Source organism: Pseudomonas sp. Mb7, from assembly GCF_054790525.1.
The window spans coordinates 3,260,751-3,275,596 of the sequence record NZ_CP186501.1 but is presented as its reverse complement, the minus strand read 5'-3'; the positions used below and the strand labels follow the sequence as shown (position 1 = coordinate 3,275,596).

The following is a 14,846-nucleotide window of genomic DNA, read 5'->3' as shown; positions in this document are numbered from 1 at the left end:
CGACGTACAACCGGAACAGAAGGTTTATGGGGAGGTGTCGGTCTGGTCGCGTCCTCAGGTTTTGATTGGCCATTTGTGTTGTTCATTTCTGATTTCCGCTGGAGTTTTATTTTCTCGTTCCTGAAGACGGACTCGATTTGGATCGATGTCTTTTACGTCGAACAAGATAAGCAAAAAGCCAAATTCTGGCTGTAGGAGGAACCCAACAGTAGGGCGCGAGATTTCGGGGATTTCAGTAGGAAGGGCATAGCATTGGTAAAAGATCCCACAAAAACAAAAACGGCACCCGAAGGTGCCGTTTTTGTTTCTAGCCAGCCAAGCAATCAGCCCGCCAGACCCGCCTGCTGAACCAGTGTCAGCAATGGCTGCGGGTACACACCCAGGAAGAACGCGACCAGGGCGATGGCCAGCAGCATCACGCCGCCTGCCTTCTGTTCCCAGTGCAGCTGGGCGTCGTGGCGACGCAGGTTTGGCTCGATCAGGTACAGGGTGACCATCACGCGCAGGTAGTAGAAGACGCCGATGGCGCTGCCCAGTACCAAGGAGCCGACCAGCCACCATTGGTGCGATTCAACACCGGTAGCGATGATGTAGAACTTGCCGATGAAGCCAGCGGTCAGCGGGATACCCGCCAGTGACAGCATCATCACGGTCAGCACGGCGGTCAGGTACGGACGGCGCCAGAACAGGCCGCGGTATTCGTACAGGGCGTCCGCGTCACGGCCGTTGTACGGCGAGGACATCAGGGTGATCACGCCGAAGGCGCCGAGGCTGGTGATCACATAAGTCACCAGGTACACGCCGATGGCTTCCACCGCCAGACCCTTGCTAGCCACCAGCGCGATCAGCAGGTAGCCGAAGTGCGCGATGGACGAGTAACCGAGCAGACGCTTGAGGTTGCTCTGGGTCAGGGCCAACAGGTTACCGAACAGGATCGAGGCGATCGCGATGACGGTCAGCACGTCGCTCAGGACGCCGCTGCTGGCAGCAGGGGAGATCTGGAACAGACGCACCATCACCGCAAACACCGCAACCTTCGACGCAGTCGCGAGGAACGCAGCCACCGGTGCCGGAGCACCTTCGTAAACGTCCGGCGTCCACAGGTGGAACGGTACCAGCGACAGCTTGAACGCCAGACCGATCAGCATCATGCCCAGGCCCAGTTGTGCCAGCGAGCTAGGCAGGCCAGTCGCAGCCAGAGCCTGACCGATGCCAACGAAGCTCAGCGAACCCGAGTCTGCGTACAGCAGCGCCATACCGAACAACAGGAATGCAGAACCGGCGGCCGACAGCACCATGTATTTGATGCCGGCTTCCAGCGAACGCTTGTTGAAGAAGGCATAAGCCACCAGACCGTAAACCGGCACCGAGAGCAGTTCCAGACCGATGAACAAACCGGCCAGGTGCTGCGCGCTGACCAGAACCAGACCACCGGCGGCGGCCATCAGGATCAGCAGGTACAGTTCTTCACGGTTGCCCGGGTAACCCGAACCGCCATCACCCAAGTAGGCGTGGGCGAGGGTCACACAGGCGAGGGTGGCGACCAGGATCAGCGCCATGTACAGGCAAGCGAAGGTGTCGATTTGCAGCAGTGGAGTCACGGCCAGAGGCGCGACTTTCAGGGCTGGCAGGATCGACAGCAAGGCCAGGTTCAGACCGGCGACCGAGATCAGGAAGGTCTGCGAGTGGTTGCGGCGCCAAGCGATTGCCAGCATCACCACGATAATGGTGAGGCTGGTGATCAACAGTGGCGCAAGCGCAATAAAGTGTTGAATCGTGAATTCCATAGCGCTCTTACCGGGCCGAAGCGAGTTGAGTGAAGGCGGTGCCGAGCCACTGCTGCACGCCATGCATCGTGGCGGCAGAGGTGTCGAGGAACGGTTGCGGGTAGACGCCGAGGTAAACCAGCAGCACCGCAAGGCCCAGCACCATGATCAGTTCGCGAGCGTCCATACCGTGCAGGATCGAATCCGATTTGGACGGACCGAAGTAGGCACGGTGGATCATGATCAGCGAGTAGACCGAACCGAACACCAGACCGGAGGTGGCAATTGCAGTGATCCACGGCCAGCTTGCGAAGGAGCCGATCAGGATCAGGAACTCACCGACAAAGTTACCGGTACCCGGCAAGCCCAGGGATGCGGCTGCGAAGAACAGGCTGATCGCCGGCAGGTAAGCGATACGCGACCACAGACCGCCCATCTCACGCATGTCACGAGTGTGCAGACGCTCGTACAACTGACCGCTGAGGATAAACAGTGCCGCCGCCGACACACCGTGCGCGAGCATCTGGATCACTGCACCTTGCAGGGCCAGTTGGCTGCCGGAGTAGATGCCGATCAACACGAAGCCCATGTGGGAAACGGAAGAGAAGGCGATCAGACGCTTGATGTCGGTTTGTGCGAAAGCGAGGAACGCACCGTAGAAGATCCCGATCAGACCGAGGGTCATGGCAATCGGCGCAAACTCGGCCGAAGCATTCGGGAACAGCGGCAGGGCGAAACGCAGCAGACCGTAAGCAGCGGTTTTCAGCAAGATACCGGCGAGGTCGACGGAACCGGCAGTCGGCGCCTGGGCGTGGGCATCAGGCAACCACGAGTGGAACGGTACGACGGGCAGCTTGACCGCGAAGGCGATGAAGAAGCCGAGCATCAGGATGTACTCGGTGGTCATCGACATCTTGGTTTTCAACAGGTCGGCGTAGTTGAAAGTAATCACGCCGGTGTTGTTGAAGTTGACCAGCACCAGACCGAGGATCGCCACCAACATGATCAGGCCGGAAGCCTGAGTGAAGATGAAGAACTTGGTCGCTGCGTAGATCCGGGTTTTCTTGCCGTCCGAAGAACTGTGACCCCAGAGCGCGATGAGGAAGTACATCGGCACCAGCATCATTTCCCAGAAGAAGAAGAACATGAACAGGTCGAGGGCGAGGAACACGCCGACAACGCCGCCCAGGATCCACATCAGGTTCAGGTGGAAGAAGCCAACGTGACGTTGAATCTCTTTCCACGAGCACAGTACCGAGAGGATACCCAGCAGACCGGTCAGCAGGATCATCAACAGCGACAGGCCGTCGAGGGCCAGGTGCACGTTGATGCCGAAGCGCTGGATCCAGACATGCTTGAACTCAAGCGCCCAGGTCGGATCGGCGCCAGGCGCCGGTGCAAATGAATAGTCACCGTGGGCCCACAGCCAGAGGCCGAGGGCGAGTTCCAGGGTCATGGTCAACAGCGCAATCCAGCGCGGGAGGGTAGCGCCGAAGCGCTCACCCATCCAGCACAGCAGGCCGCCGATGAAGGGGATCAGGATTAGCCAAGGCAGAATCATGACGGGCTCGTTTCCTTTCGCAAATTCGCAAGGTTCATATCAGACCGCTACCAGCACGATGGCGCCAATCACCAGCACGGCACCAGCAGCCATCGAAGCAGCGTACCAACGCAGTTGACCGGTCTCGGTGCGGCTCAGGGCAGTGTGACCACCCTTGGCCATACGCGGGATCAGACCGATGGTCTGGTCGAGCGGGTCTTTGCGCAGGATGTGGCTGATCGCAAGGTACGGCTTGACGAACAGTTTGTCGTAGATCCAGTCGAAGCCCCAGGCGGCGAACCACCAGGCCGAAAGGAAACGGCCGATGCCGCTGTTGGCAATTGCCGTCACGAAGCGACGCTTGCCGAGGAACAGCAGCGCTGCCAGCAGGATACCGGCCAGGGCGATGGCGCCCGAAGCGATTTCCAGACTGTGCTTGGCTTCGCCACCGGCATGGCCAACGCTTTCTGGCAGCACGCCGTGCAGCGGTGGCACGATCATCGCGCCGACGAAAGTCGACAGCACGATCAGCACCGACAGTGGCAGCCAGTGAGCGATACCGTGACCCGCGTGGGCTTCGGTCTTGGCTTCACCGTGGAACGTGATGAAGATCAGGCGGAAGGTGTACAGCGAGGTCATGAACGCGCCGACCAGACCTGCGTAAAGCAGACCGTGGTTGCCGCTGGCGAACGCTTCCCAAAGGATTTCGTCCTTGGAGTAGAAGCCTGCGGTAACCAGTGGCAGAGCGGCCAGGGCGGCACCACCAACGATGAAACTGGCATAGGCCAGTGGCAGTTTCTTCCACAGACCGCCCATTTTGAAGATGTTCTGCTCGTGGTGGCAGGCAACGATCACCGCACCGGAAGCAAGGAACAGCAGGGCCTTGAAGAAGGCGTGGGTCATCAGGTGGAAAATCGCGCCATCCCATGCACCAACGCCCAGCGCCAGGAACATGTAGCCGATCTGGCTCATGGTCGAGTAGGCGAGGATACGTTTGATGTCGGTCTGTACCAGTGCGGCGAAACCGGCCAGAACCAGGGTCACGCCACCAACGATGCCGACCAGGTGGAGGATTTCCGGCGCCAGGGTAAACAGACCGTGGGTACGGGCGATCAGGTAGACACCGGCGGTCACCATGGTCGCGGCGTGGATCAGTGCCGAAACCGGAGTAGGACCGGCCATTGCGTCCGCGAGCCAGGTTTGCAGCGGCAGTTGTGCCGATTTACCTACAGCACCACCCAGCAGCATCAGGGTCGCCAGGGTGATCCAGAAGTCACCGACCTGGAATTTCTGCGGTGCCAGCACCAGCAGTTCCTGGATGTTCAGCGTGCCCACTTGCTGGAACAGGATGAACAGGCCGATGGCCATGAACACGTCGCCGATCCGGGTCACGATGAAGGCCTTGAGTGCGGCGTTACCGTTGTTGCGGTTGCTGTAGTAGAAACCGATCAACAGGTACGAGCACAGGCCCACGCCTTCCCAGCCGAAGTACAGGAACAACAGGTTATCGCCGAGTACCAGGAACAGCATGCTGGCGATAAACAGGTTGGTGTACGAGAAGAAGCGCGAGTAGCCCGCTTCGCCGCGCATGTACCAGGATGCGAACAGGTGGATCAGGAAACCGACGCCAACCACCACGCCGAGCATGGTGATCGACAGGCCGTCGACGTAGAGGGCGAAGTCAGGCTTGAAGCCTTCGACCGCCATCCACTTCCACAGCACCAGGGTGTAGTGACCGCCTTCGGGAGGTGCGACGTTGAATTGCCAGATGACGTAGGCGGCGACGATCGCCGACAAGCCAATGGAACCCACGCCGATCAGTGCCGAGAGGTTTTCCGACCAGCGTCCACGGGAGAACGACAGCAGCAGGAAACCGATCAGAGGGAATACGAAAGTCAGAAAGATAAGATTCATCCGCGCATCTCACTGGCAGCGTCGATATCGAGCGTGTGGAAGCGGCGATACAGTTGCAGCAGGATCGCCAGACCAATACTGGCCTCGGCGGCTGCAAGGCTGATCACCAGGATGAACATGATCTGTCCATCCGGCTGGCCCCAACGGGCGCCAGCAACAATGAACGCTAGTGCAGAGGCGTTCATCATCACTTCCAGACTCATCAACACGAACAAAATGTTGCGGCGGACCATCAGGCCGACCAGACCAAGGCAGAACAGGATGCCGGCGACGGCTAAACCATGTTCGAGAGGGATAGCAGGCATGTCTTACTCCTTCGCCTCGTTACGGCCCAAATGGAACGCCGTGACGGCTGCGGCAAGCAGCAGCATCGAGGCGAGTTCGACCACCAGCAGGTACGGACCGAACAGGCTGATGCCCACGGCTTTCGCGTCTACGGTGGTGTGGCCGATGGCCTGGCCGCTCTGGTGAGCGAACAGCACATACAGCAGTTCGGCCAGCAGCAAGGCGGCGAGAATCACCGGACCGGCCCAGATGCCGGGCTTGAGCCAGACGCGTTCTTGCTGAACCGAGGCCGGGCCGAGGTTCAGCATCATCACCACGAACACGAACAGCACCATGATGGCGCCGGCGTAGGCGATCACTTCCAGCACGCCGGCGAACGGCGCGCCGAGTGCGAAGAAAGTCATGGCCACAGCGATCAACGAGATGATCAGGTAGAGCAGGGCGTGCACAGGGTTGGTGTTGGTGACTACGCGAAGCGTGGACACAACAGCGATACCCGATGCGAAATAGAAAGCGAATTCCATCGTTCTTCCTTAAGGCAGCAAGCTCTTCACGTTGATCGGTTCGGCTTCGTTCTGCGCGGAGCCTTTCGGCTTGCCAGCGATTGCCATACCTGCAACACGATAGAAGTTGTAATCAGGGTTTTTGCCGGGGCCGGAGATCAACAGATCTTCTTTCTCGTACACCAGGTCCTGACGTTTGAACTCGGCCATCTCGAAATCCGGAGTCAGTTGGATCGCGGTGGTCGGACAGGCTTCCTCGCAGAGACCGCAGAAAATGCAGCGCGAGAAGTTGATACGGAAGAAGTCCGGGTACCAGCGACCGTCTTCGGTTTCCGCTTTCTGCAGCGAGATGCAACCCACCGGGCAAGCCACGGCGCACAGGTTGCAGGCAACGCAACGCTCTTCGCCATCGGGGTCGCGGGTCAGGACGATGCGACCACGGTAGCGTGGTGGCAGGTAGACCGCTTCTTCCGGGTATTGCAGGGTGTCGCGCTTGCGGAAGCCATGGCCGAAGACCATGACCAGGCTGCGCAACTGGGTACCAGTACCCTTAACGATGTCGCCAATATATTTGAACATGGGTCAAATCCTCACTGAACCGCGACTGCAGGCGTGTTCCACAACACGACCGCAGCGGTCACCAGCAAATTGATCAGGGTCAGTGGCAGGCAGAATTTCCAGCTGAAATCCATCACCTGGTCATAACGCGGACGCGGAATGGAAGCGCGCAGCAGGATGAACAGCATGATGAAGAACGCGGTCTTCAGTGCGAACCAGACGAAGGCCAGTTGCGGCAAGATGCCGAACGGACCGTGCCAGCCACCGAAGAACAGGGTGACCAGCAGCGCCGAGATCAGGATGATGCCGATGTATTCACCGACGAAGAACATGCCCCATTTCATACCGGCGTATTCAATGTGGTAACCGTCGGCCAGTTCCTGTTCCGCTTCCGGCTGGTCGAACGGGTGACGGTGAGTCACGGCGACGCCAGCGATGAAGAAAGTACAGAAGCCGAAGAACTGCGGAATGATGAACCACAGGTTCTGCGCCTGGTACTCGACGATGTCGCGCATGTTGAACGAGCCGACCTGCACCACGATGCCCATCAGGGCCAGGCCCATGAACACTTCGTAGGACACGGTCTGCGCCGACGCACGCAAGCTGCCGAGCAGGGCGAACTTGTTGTTACTCGACCAGCCGGCGAACAGCACCGCGTAGACCGACAGACCGGCCATGGCGAAGAAGAACAGCAGGCCGATGTTCAGATCCGCGACGCCCCAGGTCGGGGTGATCGGGATGATCGCAAAGGCGATCAGCAGGGCGGACATGGCCACCACCGGTGCCAGGGTGAAGATCACCTTGTCGGCAAACGGCGGGGTCCAGTCTTCCTTGAAGAACATCTTCAGCATGTCGGCGGCGATCTGGAACATACCGAACGGGCCAACACGGTTCGGACCGTAACGGTCCTGCCACCAGCCCAGCAGGCGACGTTCGACAAAGCTGAGCAACGCGCCTGCAACCACAACGGCCAGCAGAATCACGATGGCTTTGACGACCGAGAGGATCACATCGATCACTTCAGGGGTGAACCAGGTCATTGCGCTGCCTCCTGCAGACCGTCGACGGATACGCCGGCGAATGCCGGTGGAATGCCGGCGATGCCCGCAGGCAATGCCACCAGACCGGCGCCCAGTTCTTCATTGATGCGCAGCGGCAGACGCAGGGTCTGACCGGCCACGTTCAGGCTCAGCAGGGCACCGTCGTTGACGCCCAGACGATCCGCTTCCGACTTGGCCAGAGCCACGTATGGAGCCGGAATGCGCTCTTGAACCGGGGCGGCTTTCGAAGAGTTTTCTTCGCTGCCGAACAGGTGGAAGAACGGCACGGCTTGCCAGGTGCCCGGCGCCGGGTTGAACGCGCGTGGCGCTGCAGCGAACCAGTTCAGCGAATCACCGGTGCTTTCGATCAGGCGGGTGCCCGGGTCGCCAGCGCGAATGTGACCACCGACTTCGTCCTGGAACTTGTTCCACGCTTGTGGCGAGTTCCAGCCCGGCGACCATGCAAATGGCACTTGCTGACGCGGTTCGGCAGAGCCCGAGTAACCTTCCATGGAGAAGGCAAACGCGGTGTCTTTGTCTTGCGGGGTGCGCGGTTCATGAACGCTGATGTCGGCGCGCATCGCGGTGCGACCGGAGTAACGCAGCGGCTCACGCGCCAGTTTCAGACCCTTGATGCGGAACGCGGCGGACGGTGCTGCGTCGACGATACGCGCCAGTTGCTCGGTGCTCGAAGCAACGGCAGCAGTCACGTGGTCGAGTTGCGTCCAGTCGATCGGCTGGTTCAACAGGGTCGCGCGCAGGGCGTGCAGCCAGCGCCAGCCTTCGTGAACCAGGATGCTCGCGTCCATGTATTGCGGGTCGAAAACCTGGAAGAAGCGCTGGGCGCGACCTTCCTGGCTGACCAAAGTACCGTCGCCTTCAGCGAAGCTTGCTGCTGGCAGAACCAGGTGCGCGCGGTCGCTGGTAGCCGTCTTCTGATGGTCAGCAACGATCACCACTTGCGCAGCATTCAGTGCGGCATCGACTTTGTCTTTGGCGGTGCGGGTGTACAGATCGTTTTCCAGCACAACGATCGCGTCAGCCTTACCGTCGATGACGGCTTGCAGCGCCGCGTCGACCGATTCGCCACCGAGCATGGCCAGACCAAGGCTGTTGGCTTCCGGCACGATCAGGCTGATCGAACCGTTCTTCTCGCGCAGCTTCAGCGCCTTAGCGATGTTGGCGGCGGCTTCGATCAAGGCTTTGGAGCCCAGCGAAGTACCAGCGATGATCAGCGGACGTTTTGCCGCGAGCAGGGCGTCGGCGATGCGCTTGGCCAGTTCCAGTGCTTCAGCGTCCAGACCTTCAACGGCAGGGGCGCTGGCGTCCAGAGCGTGAGCCACGGCGAAACCGATGCGCGCCAGATCGTCTGGAGCGGCGTGTACGCATTCTTCAGCGATGTCGTCGAGCTTGGTTTCCGCCAGGCTGGCGATGAACAGCGGGTTCAGCGCGTGCTGACCGATGTTCTTCACCGCCGCGTCGAGCCAAGGCTGAACGCGCATGGCTTCGGCCATGTCTTCAGCTTTGCCTTTGACCGATTGACGCAGCGACAGCGCCATACGGGCGGCGGTCTGGGTCAGGTCTTCACCGAGGACGAAAATCGCATCGTGATCTTCGATGTCACGCATGTTCGGCACTGGCAGCGGGCTGTCTTTCAGCACTTGCAGGACCAGACGGATGCGTTCCAGCTCGGAGGCTTCGATACCCGAGTAGAAGTGCTCGGCGCCGACCAGTTCGCGCAACGCGTAGTTGCTTTCCAGGCTGGCACGCGGCGAACCGATACCGACGATGTTGCGACCGCGCAGCAGATCGGCAGCCTTGTCCAGCGCAGCATCCAGTCCAAGCTTGGTGCCGTCGGCCAGCAGCGGCTGACGTGGACGGTCGGTGCGGTTGACGTAGCCATAACCGAAACGGCCACGATCGCACAGGAAGTACTGGTTCACCGAACCGTTGAAACGGTTTTCGATGCGACGCAGCTCGCCGTAACGCTCACCCGGGGAAATGTTGCAACCGCTGGAGCAGCCATGGCAGATGCTCGGCGAGAACTGCATGTCCCATTTACGGTTGTAGCGCTCGGAGTGAGTCTTGTCGGTGAACACACCGGTCGGGCAGACCTCGGTGAGGTTGCCGGAGAACTCGCTTTCGAGGGTGCCGTCTTCAACGCGACCGAAGTACACGTTGTCGTGGGCGCCGAACACACCGAGGTCGGTGCCGCCAGCGTAATCCTTGTAGAAACGCACGCAACGGTAGCAGGCGATGCAGCGGTTCATTTCGTGGGAAATGAACGGGCCCAGTTGCTGGTTCTGGTGGGTGCGTTTGGTGAAGCGATAACGGCGCTCGTTGTGGCCGGTCATCACGGTCATGTCTTGCAGGTGGCAGTGACCGCCTTCTTCGCACACAGGGCAGTCGTGCGGGTGGTTGGTCATCAGCCATTCAACAACACTGGCGCGGAACGCCTTGGATTCTTCATCGTCGATGGAGATCCAGGTGTTGTCGGTGGCCGGGGTCATGCAGGACATGACGATGCGACCACGGGTGTCGTTCTCGTCGGTGTACTGCTTGACCGCGCACTGGCGACAGGCCCCGACGCTACCAAGCGCGGGGTGCCAGCAGAAATAAGGGATGTCGAGGCCCAGCGACAGACATGCCTGTAACAGGTTGTCTGCCCCGTCGACTTCGAGCGCTTTGCCGTCTACGTGGATAGTGGCCATGGTTCAAAGGTCTTCGTTGGCCCGGTGTCAGCGGGCGTGGCTAATGGAATCTTGTTATCCGTCCGAATCCAGTCAGCCCCGAAAGGCGTCATCGGACGAAAGGCGAAGGGCACGGACCCTTCGCCTTTTTAAGCGTTTACGCGCCGATTACGATCGGCCTTGCCAGAGGCGGGACGGCGGCGCTGACTGGCGCGATACCGGCTTCGAACTCTGGACGGAAGTATTTGATGGCACTGCCCAACGGTTCCACGGCACCCGGTGCGTGAGCACAGAAGGTCTTGCCAGGGCCGAGGAAGTTGACCAGACCCAGCAGGGTCTCGATATCGCCTGGCTGACCGCGGCCTTGTTCGATGGCCATCAAGAGCTTGACGCTCCATGGCAAACCATCGCGGCACGGGGTGCAGAAACCGCACGACTCGCGAGCGAAGAACTGCTCCATGTTGCGCAGCAAGGAGACCATGTTGACGCTGTCGTCCACCGCCATGGCCAGGCCGGTACCCATACGGGTGCCCACTTTGGCGATGCCGCCGGCGTACATTTGTGCGTCGAGGTGTTCTGGCAGGAGGAAACCGGTACCGGCTCCGCCTGGCTGCCAGGCCTTGAGTTTGAAGCCGTCGCGCATGCCGCCGGCGTAGTCTTCGAACAACTCGCGACCGGTGACCCCGAATGGCAATTCCCACAGGCCAGGGTTTTTGACTTTGCCGGAGAAGCCCATGAGCTTGGTGCCCATGTCTTCGGAACCTTCTCGGGCCAACGATTTGTACCAGTCAACGCCGTCGGCAATGATCGCCGGCACGTTGCACAGGGTTTCCACGTTGTTCACGCAGGTCGGCTTGCCCCACACGCCGACGGCGGCAGGGAAGGGCGGCTTGGAGCGCGGGTTGGCGCGGCGGCCTTCGAGGGAGTTGATCAGTGCGGTTTCTTCACCGCAGATGTAACGCCCGGCGCCGGTGTGGACGAACAGCTCGAAATCAAAACCGCTGCCGAGAATGTTTTTACCCAGCAGGCCCGCTGCCTTGGCTTCTTCTACGGCACGGTTGAGGTGCTTGGCGGCGGTGGTGTATTCGCCACGCAGGAAGATGTAGCCACGGTAGGTTTTCAGCGCGCGAGCACTGATCAGCATGCCTTCGATCAGCAGATGGGGCAGTTGCTCCATCAGCATGCGGTCTTTCCAGGTGTTCGGCTCCATTTCATCCGCGTTGCACAGCAGGTAGCGGATGTTGATGGATTCGTCTTTGGGCATCAGGCCCCACTTCACGCCCGTGGGGAAGCCTGCACCGCCGCGACCTTTGAGGCCGGCGTCTTTCACGGTCTGGACGATGGCGTCCTGATCCATGTCGGCGAAGGCTTTGCGCGCAGCGGCGTAACCGTTCTTGGCCTGGTATTCGTCGAGCCACACGGCTTCGCCGTCATCGCGCAGGCGCCAGGTCAGCGGGTGAGTCTCAGCCGAACGCTGAATGCGGTTGGCAGGACCGAAAGATGTCAGGGTCATACGTAGCCCTCGAGCAGTTTGGCGACGCCAGCAGGCTGCACATCACCAAAGGTGTCGTCGTCGATCATCAGCGCCGGTGCCTTGTCGCAGTTGCCGAGGCAGCAGACAGGCAGCAGGGTGAAACGACCGTCGGTGGTGGTCTGACCCAAACCGATGCCCAGATTGTTCTGGATTTCGCTGACCACCGACTCGTGGCCACCGATGTAGCAGACCATGCTGTCGCAGACGCGAATGATGTGACGGCCAACCGGCTGACGGAAAATCTGGCTATAGAACGTCGCCACACCTTCAACGTCGCTGGCCGGGATGCCGAGGATCTCGCCGATCGCGTACAGGGCGCCATCCGGCACCCAGCCGCGTTCTTTCTGAACGATCTTCAGGGCTTCGATCGACGCCGCGCGCGGGTCTTCGTAGTGATGCAGCTCGTGCTCGATGGCCGAGCGCTCGGTTTCACTGAGGGTGAAACGGTCTGTCTGGATAAGCGTGCTGTTCATGCTTAGCGGTCCACGTCGGCCATAACGAAATCGATACTACCCAGGTACGCAATCATGTCCGCGACCATGCTGCCTTTGATCACCGAAGGGATCTGTTGCAGATGCGGGAAGCTTGGAGTGCGGATCCGGGTACGGTAGCTCATGGTGCCGCCGTCGCTCGTCAGGTAATAACTGTTGATACCCTTGGTCGCTTCGATCATCTGGAAGGATTCGTTGGCCGGCATCACCGGGCCCCACGAAACTTGCAGGAAGTGCGTGATCAGGGTTTCGATGTGCTGCAGCGTGCGCTCTTTCGGCGGCGGCGTGGTCAGCGGGTGATCCGCCTTGTACGGGCCTTCCGGCATGTTGCGCATGCACTGGTCGATGATCTTGATGCTCTGGCGCATCTCTTCGACGCGAACCATGCAGCGGTCGTAGGCATCGCCGTTGGCAGCCAGCGGTACTTCGAACTCGAAGTTCTCGTAGCCGGAGTACGGACGCGCTTTACGCAGGTCGAAGTCGCACCCGGTCGAACGCAGACCAGCACCGGTGACGCCCCATTCCAGGGCTTCTTTGGTGTTGTACTGGGCGACGCCGATGGTACGGCCCTTGAGGATGCTGTTCTGCAGGGCAGCCTTGGTGTATTCGTCGAGGCGTTTTGGCAGCCATTCAACGAAGTCCTTCACCAGTTTTTCCCAGCCGCGTGGCAGGTCGTGCGCGACGCCACCGATGCGGTACCAGGCCGGGTGCAGACGGAAACCGGTAATGGCTTCGATCACCGTGTACGCCTTCTGGCGGTCGGTGAAGGTGAAGAACACCGGAGTCATGGCGCCGACGTCCTGGATGTAAGTCCCGAGGAACAGCAGGTGGCTGGTGATCCGGAAGAACTCGGCCATCATGATGCGGATGACGTCGACCTTCTCAGGCACCTTGATGCCGGCCAGCTTCTCGACCGAGAGCACGTACGGCAGGTTGTTCATCACGCCGCCGAGGTAGTCGATACGGTCGGTGTACGGGATGAAACTGTGCCACGACTGACGCTCGGCCATCTTCTCGGCGCCACGGTGGTGGTAACCGATGTCCGGCACGCAGTCGACGATCTCTTCACCGTCCAGTTGCAGGATGATGCGGAACGCACCGTGCGCAGAAGGGTGGTTCGGGCCGAGGTTGAGGAACATGTAGTCCTCGTTCGGACCGGAACGCTTCATGCCCCAGTCTTCCGGACGGAAACGCGCGGCTTCTTCCTCAAGCTGTTGCTTGGCGAGGTTGAGGCTGTACGGATCGAATTCGGTGGCGCGCGCCGGGAAGTCCTTGCGCAGCGGGTGACCTTCCCAGGTCGGCGGCATCATGATGCGCGACAGGTGCGGGTGACCTTTGAAGTCGATACCGAACATGTCCCAGACTTCACGCTCGTACCAGTTGGCGTTCGGCCAGATGCTGGTGACGGTCGGCAAGCTGAGGTCGCTCTCGGACAAGGCGACCTTGATCATCACGTCACTATTACGCTCCAGCGACATGAGGTGATAGAACACGGTGAACTCGGCGTCGCTCGGCAGCCCTTGACGCTTGGTGCGCAGACGCTCGTCCACGCCGTGCAGGTCATAGAGCATGACGTACGGCTTGGGCAGGTTGCGCAGGAAAGTCAGGACTTCGACGAGTCTGGCACGCGCCACCCACAGCACCGGCATGCCGGTGCGGGTCGGCTGGGCGGTGAACGCCTCCGGGCCAAAACGGTTGTTCAATTCAACGACCACATCCTGGTCGTCTGCCTTATAAGGCGGGATGTACAGAGCGCTGCCTGTAGTCATGGTTATTTTTTCGCTTTCGGTCAACGTAAAGAATGAAGCCAGCTTCTCGTTTCTATTTCAGAACAGATCTGGATCAGACTTCGTCAGGGCTGCGCAGGTTGGTGACTGCGATTCGCTGTTCGCGGCGCTGTTCCTTCTGCGAAGGCATGTCGGCGCGATACACGCCTTGATCACCAACGACCCAGGAAAGCGGACGACGCTCCTGTCCAATCGATTCCTGCAGCAGCATCAAGCCTTGCAGAAATGCTTCCGGACGGGGCGGGCAGCCAGGTACGTAGACGTCCACGGGCAAGAACTTGTCCACCCCTTGAACCACAGAGTAGATGTCGTACATGCCACCGGAGTTAGCGCACGAACCCATGGAGATAACCCACTTCGGCTCGAGCATTTGCTCGTAGAGACGCTGGATGATCGGCGCCATCTTGATGAAGCAGGTGCCGGCGATAACCATGAAGTCGGCCTGACGCGGCGATGCCCGGATAACTTCGGCGCCAAAGCGCGCGATGTCGTGGGGCGCCGTGAAGGCGGTGGTCATTTCCACGTAGCAGCACGACAGGCCGAAGTTGTACGGCCACAGGGAGTTTTTACGTCCCCAGTTGACCGCGCCACTCAGCACGTCTTCCAGCTTGCCCATGAAAATGTTTTTGTGGACTTGATCTTCTAACGGATCGGAAACGGTTTCCCGTTCGCCAATCGGATATTGCTCGTTAGGAGCATCGGGGTCGATCCTGGTGAGATTGTATTGCATTGCCAAAG

12 protein-coding genes are annotated in these 14,846 nt (G+C 60.1%); all 12 read right to left on the bottom strand.

What is annotated here, in order from left to right:
• Positions 1 to 323: 323 nt before the first annotated feature.
• Positions 324 to 1,787 (bottom strand): NADH-quinone oxidoreductase subunit NuoN, encoded by a 1,464-nt coding sequence (nuoN, locus tag ACOYXH_RS14735; protein ID WP_007920173.1) that lies wholly within the window; start codon positions 1,785 to 1,787, stop codon positions 324 to 326.
• Positions 1,788 to 1,794: 7 nt separating this feature from the next.
• The gene (nuoM, locus tag ACOYXH_RS14730) at positions 1,795 to 3,327 is read right to left on the bottom strand and encodes an NADH-quinone oxidoreductase subunit M (protein ID WP_016986254.1); all 1,533 of its coding nucleotides are present in this window, start codon (positions 3,325 to 3,327) and stop codon (positions 1,795 to 1,797) included.
• A gap of 39 nt (positions 3,328 to 3,366) precedes the next feature.
• Positions 3,367 to 5,220 (bottom strand): NADH-quinone oxidoreductase subunit L, encoded by a 1,854-nt coding sequence (gene nuoL, locus ACOYXH_RS14725; RefSeq protein WP_460065116.1) that lies wholly within the window; start codon positions 5,218 to 5,220, stop codon positions 3,367 to 3,369.
• Entirely contained in the window at positions 5,217 to 5,525 is a 309-nt protein-coding gene (gene nuoK / locus ACOYXH_RS14720; RefSeq protein WP_003223790.1) for an NADH-quinone oxidoreductase subunit NuoK, read from the bottom strand. The genes nuoL and nuoK overlap by 4 nt, the downstream gene beginning before the upstream one ends.
• Before the next feature lie 3 nt (positions 5,526 to 5,528).
• Positions 5,529 to 6,029, bottom strand: a complete 501-nt coding sequence (gene nuoJ / locus ACOYXH_RS14715; protein WP_007920176.1) for an NADH-quinone oxidoreductase subunit J — start codon at positions 6,027 to 6,029, stop codon at positions 5,529 to 5,531.
• 9 nt (positions 6,030 to 6,038) lie between these two features.
• Positions 6,039 to 6,587, bottom strand: a complete 549-nt coding sequence (gene nuoI, locus ACOYXH_RS14710; protein WP_007920177.1) for an NADH-quinone oxidoreductase subunit NuoI — start codon at positions 6,585 to 6,587, stop codon at positions 6,039 to 6,041.
• Between the two features lie 11 nt (positions 6,588 to 6,598).
• Positions 6,599 to 7,606: an NADH-quinone oxidoreductase subunit NuoH gene (gene nuoH, locus ACOYXH_RS14705; RefSeq protein ID WP_007920179.1), complete on the bottom strand. Its 1,008-nt coding sequence runs from the start codon at positions 7,604 to 7,606 to the stop codon at positions 6,599 to 6,601.
• Positions 7,603 to 10,317 (bottom strand): NADH-quinone oxidoreductase subunit NuoG, encoded by a 2,715-nt coding sequence (gene nuoG / locus ACOYXH_RS14700; protein ID WP_258708469.1) that lies wholly within the window; start codon positions 10,315 to 10,317, stop codon positions 7,603 to 7,605. The genes nuoH and nuoG overlap by 4 nt, the downstream gene beginning before the upstream one ends.
• A gap of 136 nt (positions 10,318 to 10,453) precedes the next feature.
• Positions 10,454 to 11,809 carry an NADH-quinone oxidoreductase subunit NuoF gene (gene nuoF / locus ACOYXH_RS14695; protein WP_007920184.1) on the bottom strand — a complete coding sequence of 452 codons (1,356 nt, stop codon included), beginning with the start codon at positions 11,807 to 11,809 and terminating at the stop codon, positions 10,454 to 10,456.
• Positions 11,806 to 12,303, bottom strand: a complete 498-nt coding sequence (gene nuoE, locus ACOYXH_RS14690; protein WP_007920186.1) for an NADH-quinone oxidoreductase subunit NuoE — start codon at positions 12,301 to 12,303, stop codon at positions 11,806 to 11,808. Before nuoE ends, nuoF begins: the two co-directional genes overlap by 4 nt.
• A 2-nt stretch (positions 12,304 to 12,305) precedes the next feature.
• A complete protein-coding gene (gene nuoC / locus ACOYXH_RS14685) occupies positions 12,306 to 14,090 on the bottom strand; it encodes an NADH-quinone oxidoreductase subunit C/D (RefSeq protein ID WP_093434270.1) in 1,785 nt (594 codons plus the stop codon).
• 73 nt (positions 14,091 to 14,163) lie between these two features.
• Positions 14,164 to 14,838: a NuoB/complex I 20 kDa subunit family protein gene (locus ACOYXH_RS14680; protein ID WP_003223809.1), complete on the bottom strand. Its 675-nt coding sequence runs from the start codon at positions 14,836 to 14,838 to the stop codon at positions 14,164 to 14,166.
• Between the last annotated feature and the right edge of the window lie 8 nt (positions 14,839 to 14,846).

Coding starts and splice junctions, on each gene's coding strand:
- nuoE (WP_007920186.1), bottom strand. CDS start 12,303: ATGAACAGCACGCTTATCCAGACAGACCGTTTCACCCTCAGTGAAACC.
- nuoC (WP_093434270.1), bottom strand. CDS start 14,090: ATGACTACAGGCAGCGCTCTGTACATCCCGCCTTATAAGGCAGACGAC.
- nuoG (WP_258708469.1), bottom strand. CDS start 10,317: ATGGCCACTATCCACGTAGACGGCAAAGCGCTCGAAGTCGACGGGGCA.
- nuoN (WP_007920173.1), bottom strand. CDS start 1,787: ATGGAATTCACGATTCAACACTTTATTGCGCTTGCGCCACTGTTGATC.
- ACOYXH_RS14680 (WP_003223809.1), bottom strand. CDS start 14,838: ATGCAATACAATCTCACCAGGATCGACCCCGATGCTCCTAACGAGCAA.
- nuoM (WP_016986254.1), bottom strand. CDS start 3,327: ATGATTCTGCCTTGGCTAATCCTGATCCCCTTCATCGGCGGCCTGCTG.
- nuoI (WP_007920177.1), bottom strand. CDS start 6,587: ATGTTCAAATATATTGGCGACATCGTTAAGGGTACTGGTACCCAGTTG.
- nuoK (WP_003223790.1), bottom strand. CDS start 5,525: ATGCCTGCTATCCCTCTCGAACATGGTTTAGCCGTCGCCGGCATCCTG.
- nuoH (WP_007920179.1), bottom strand. CDS start 7,606: ATGACCTGGTTCACCCCTGAAGTGATCGATGTGATCCTCTCGGTCGTC.
- nuoF (WP_007920184.1), bottom strand. CDS start 11,809: ATGACCCTGACATCTTTCGGTCCTGCCAACCGCATTCAGCGTTCGGCT.
- nuoL (WP_460065116.1), bottom strand. CDS start 5,220: ATGAATCTTATCTTTCTGACTTTCGTATTCCCTCTGATCGGTTTCCTG.
- nuoJ (WP_007920176.1), bottom strand. CDS start 6,029: ATGGAATTCGCTTTCTATTTCGCATCGGGTATCGCTGTTGTGTCCACG.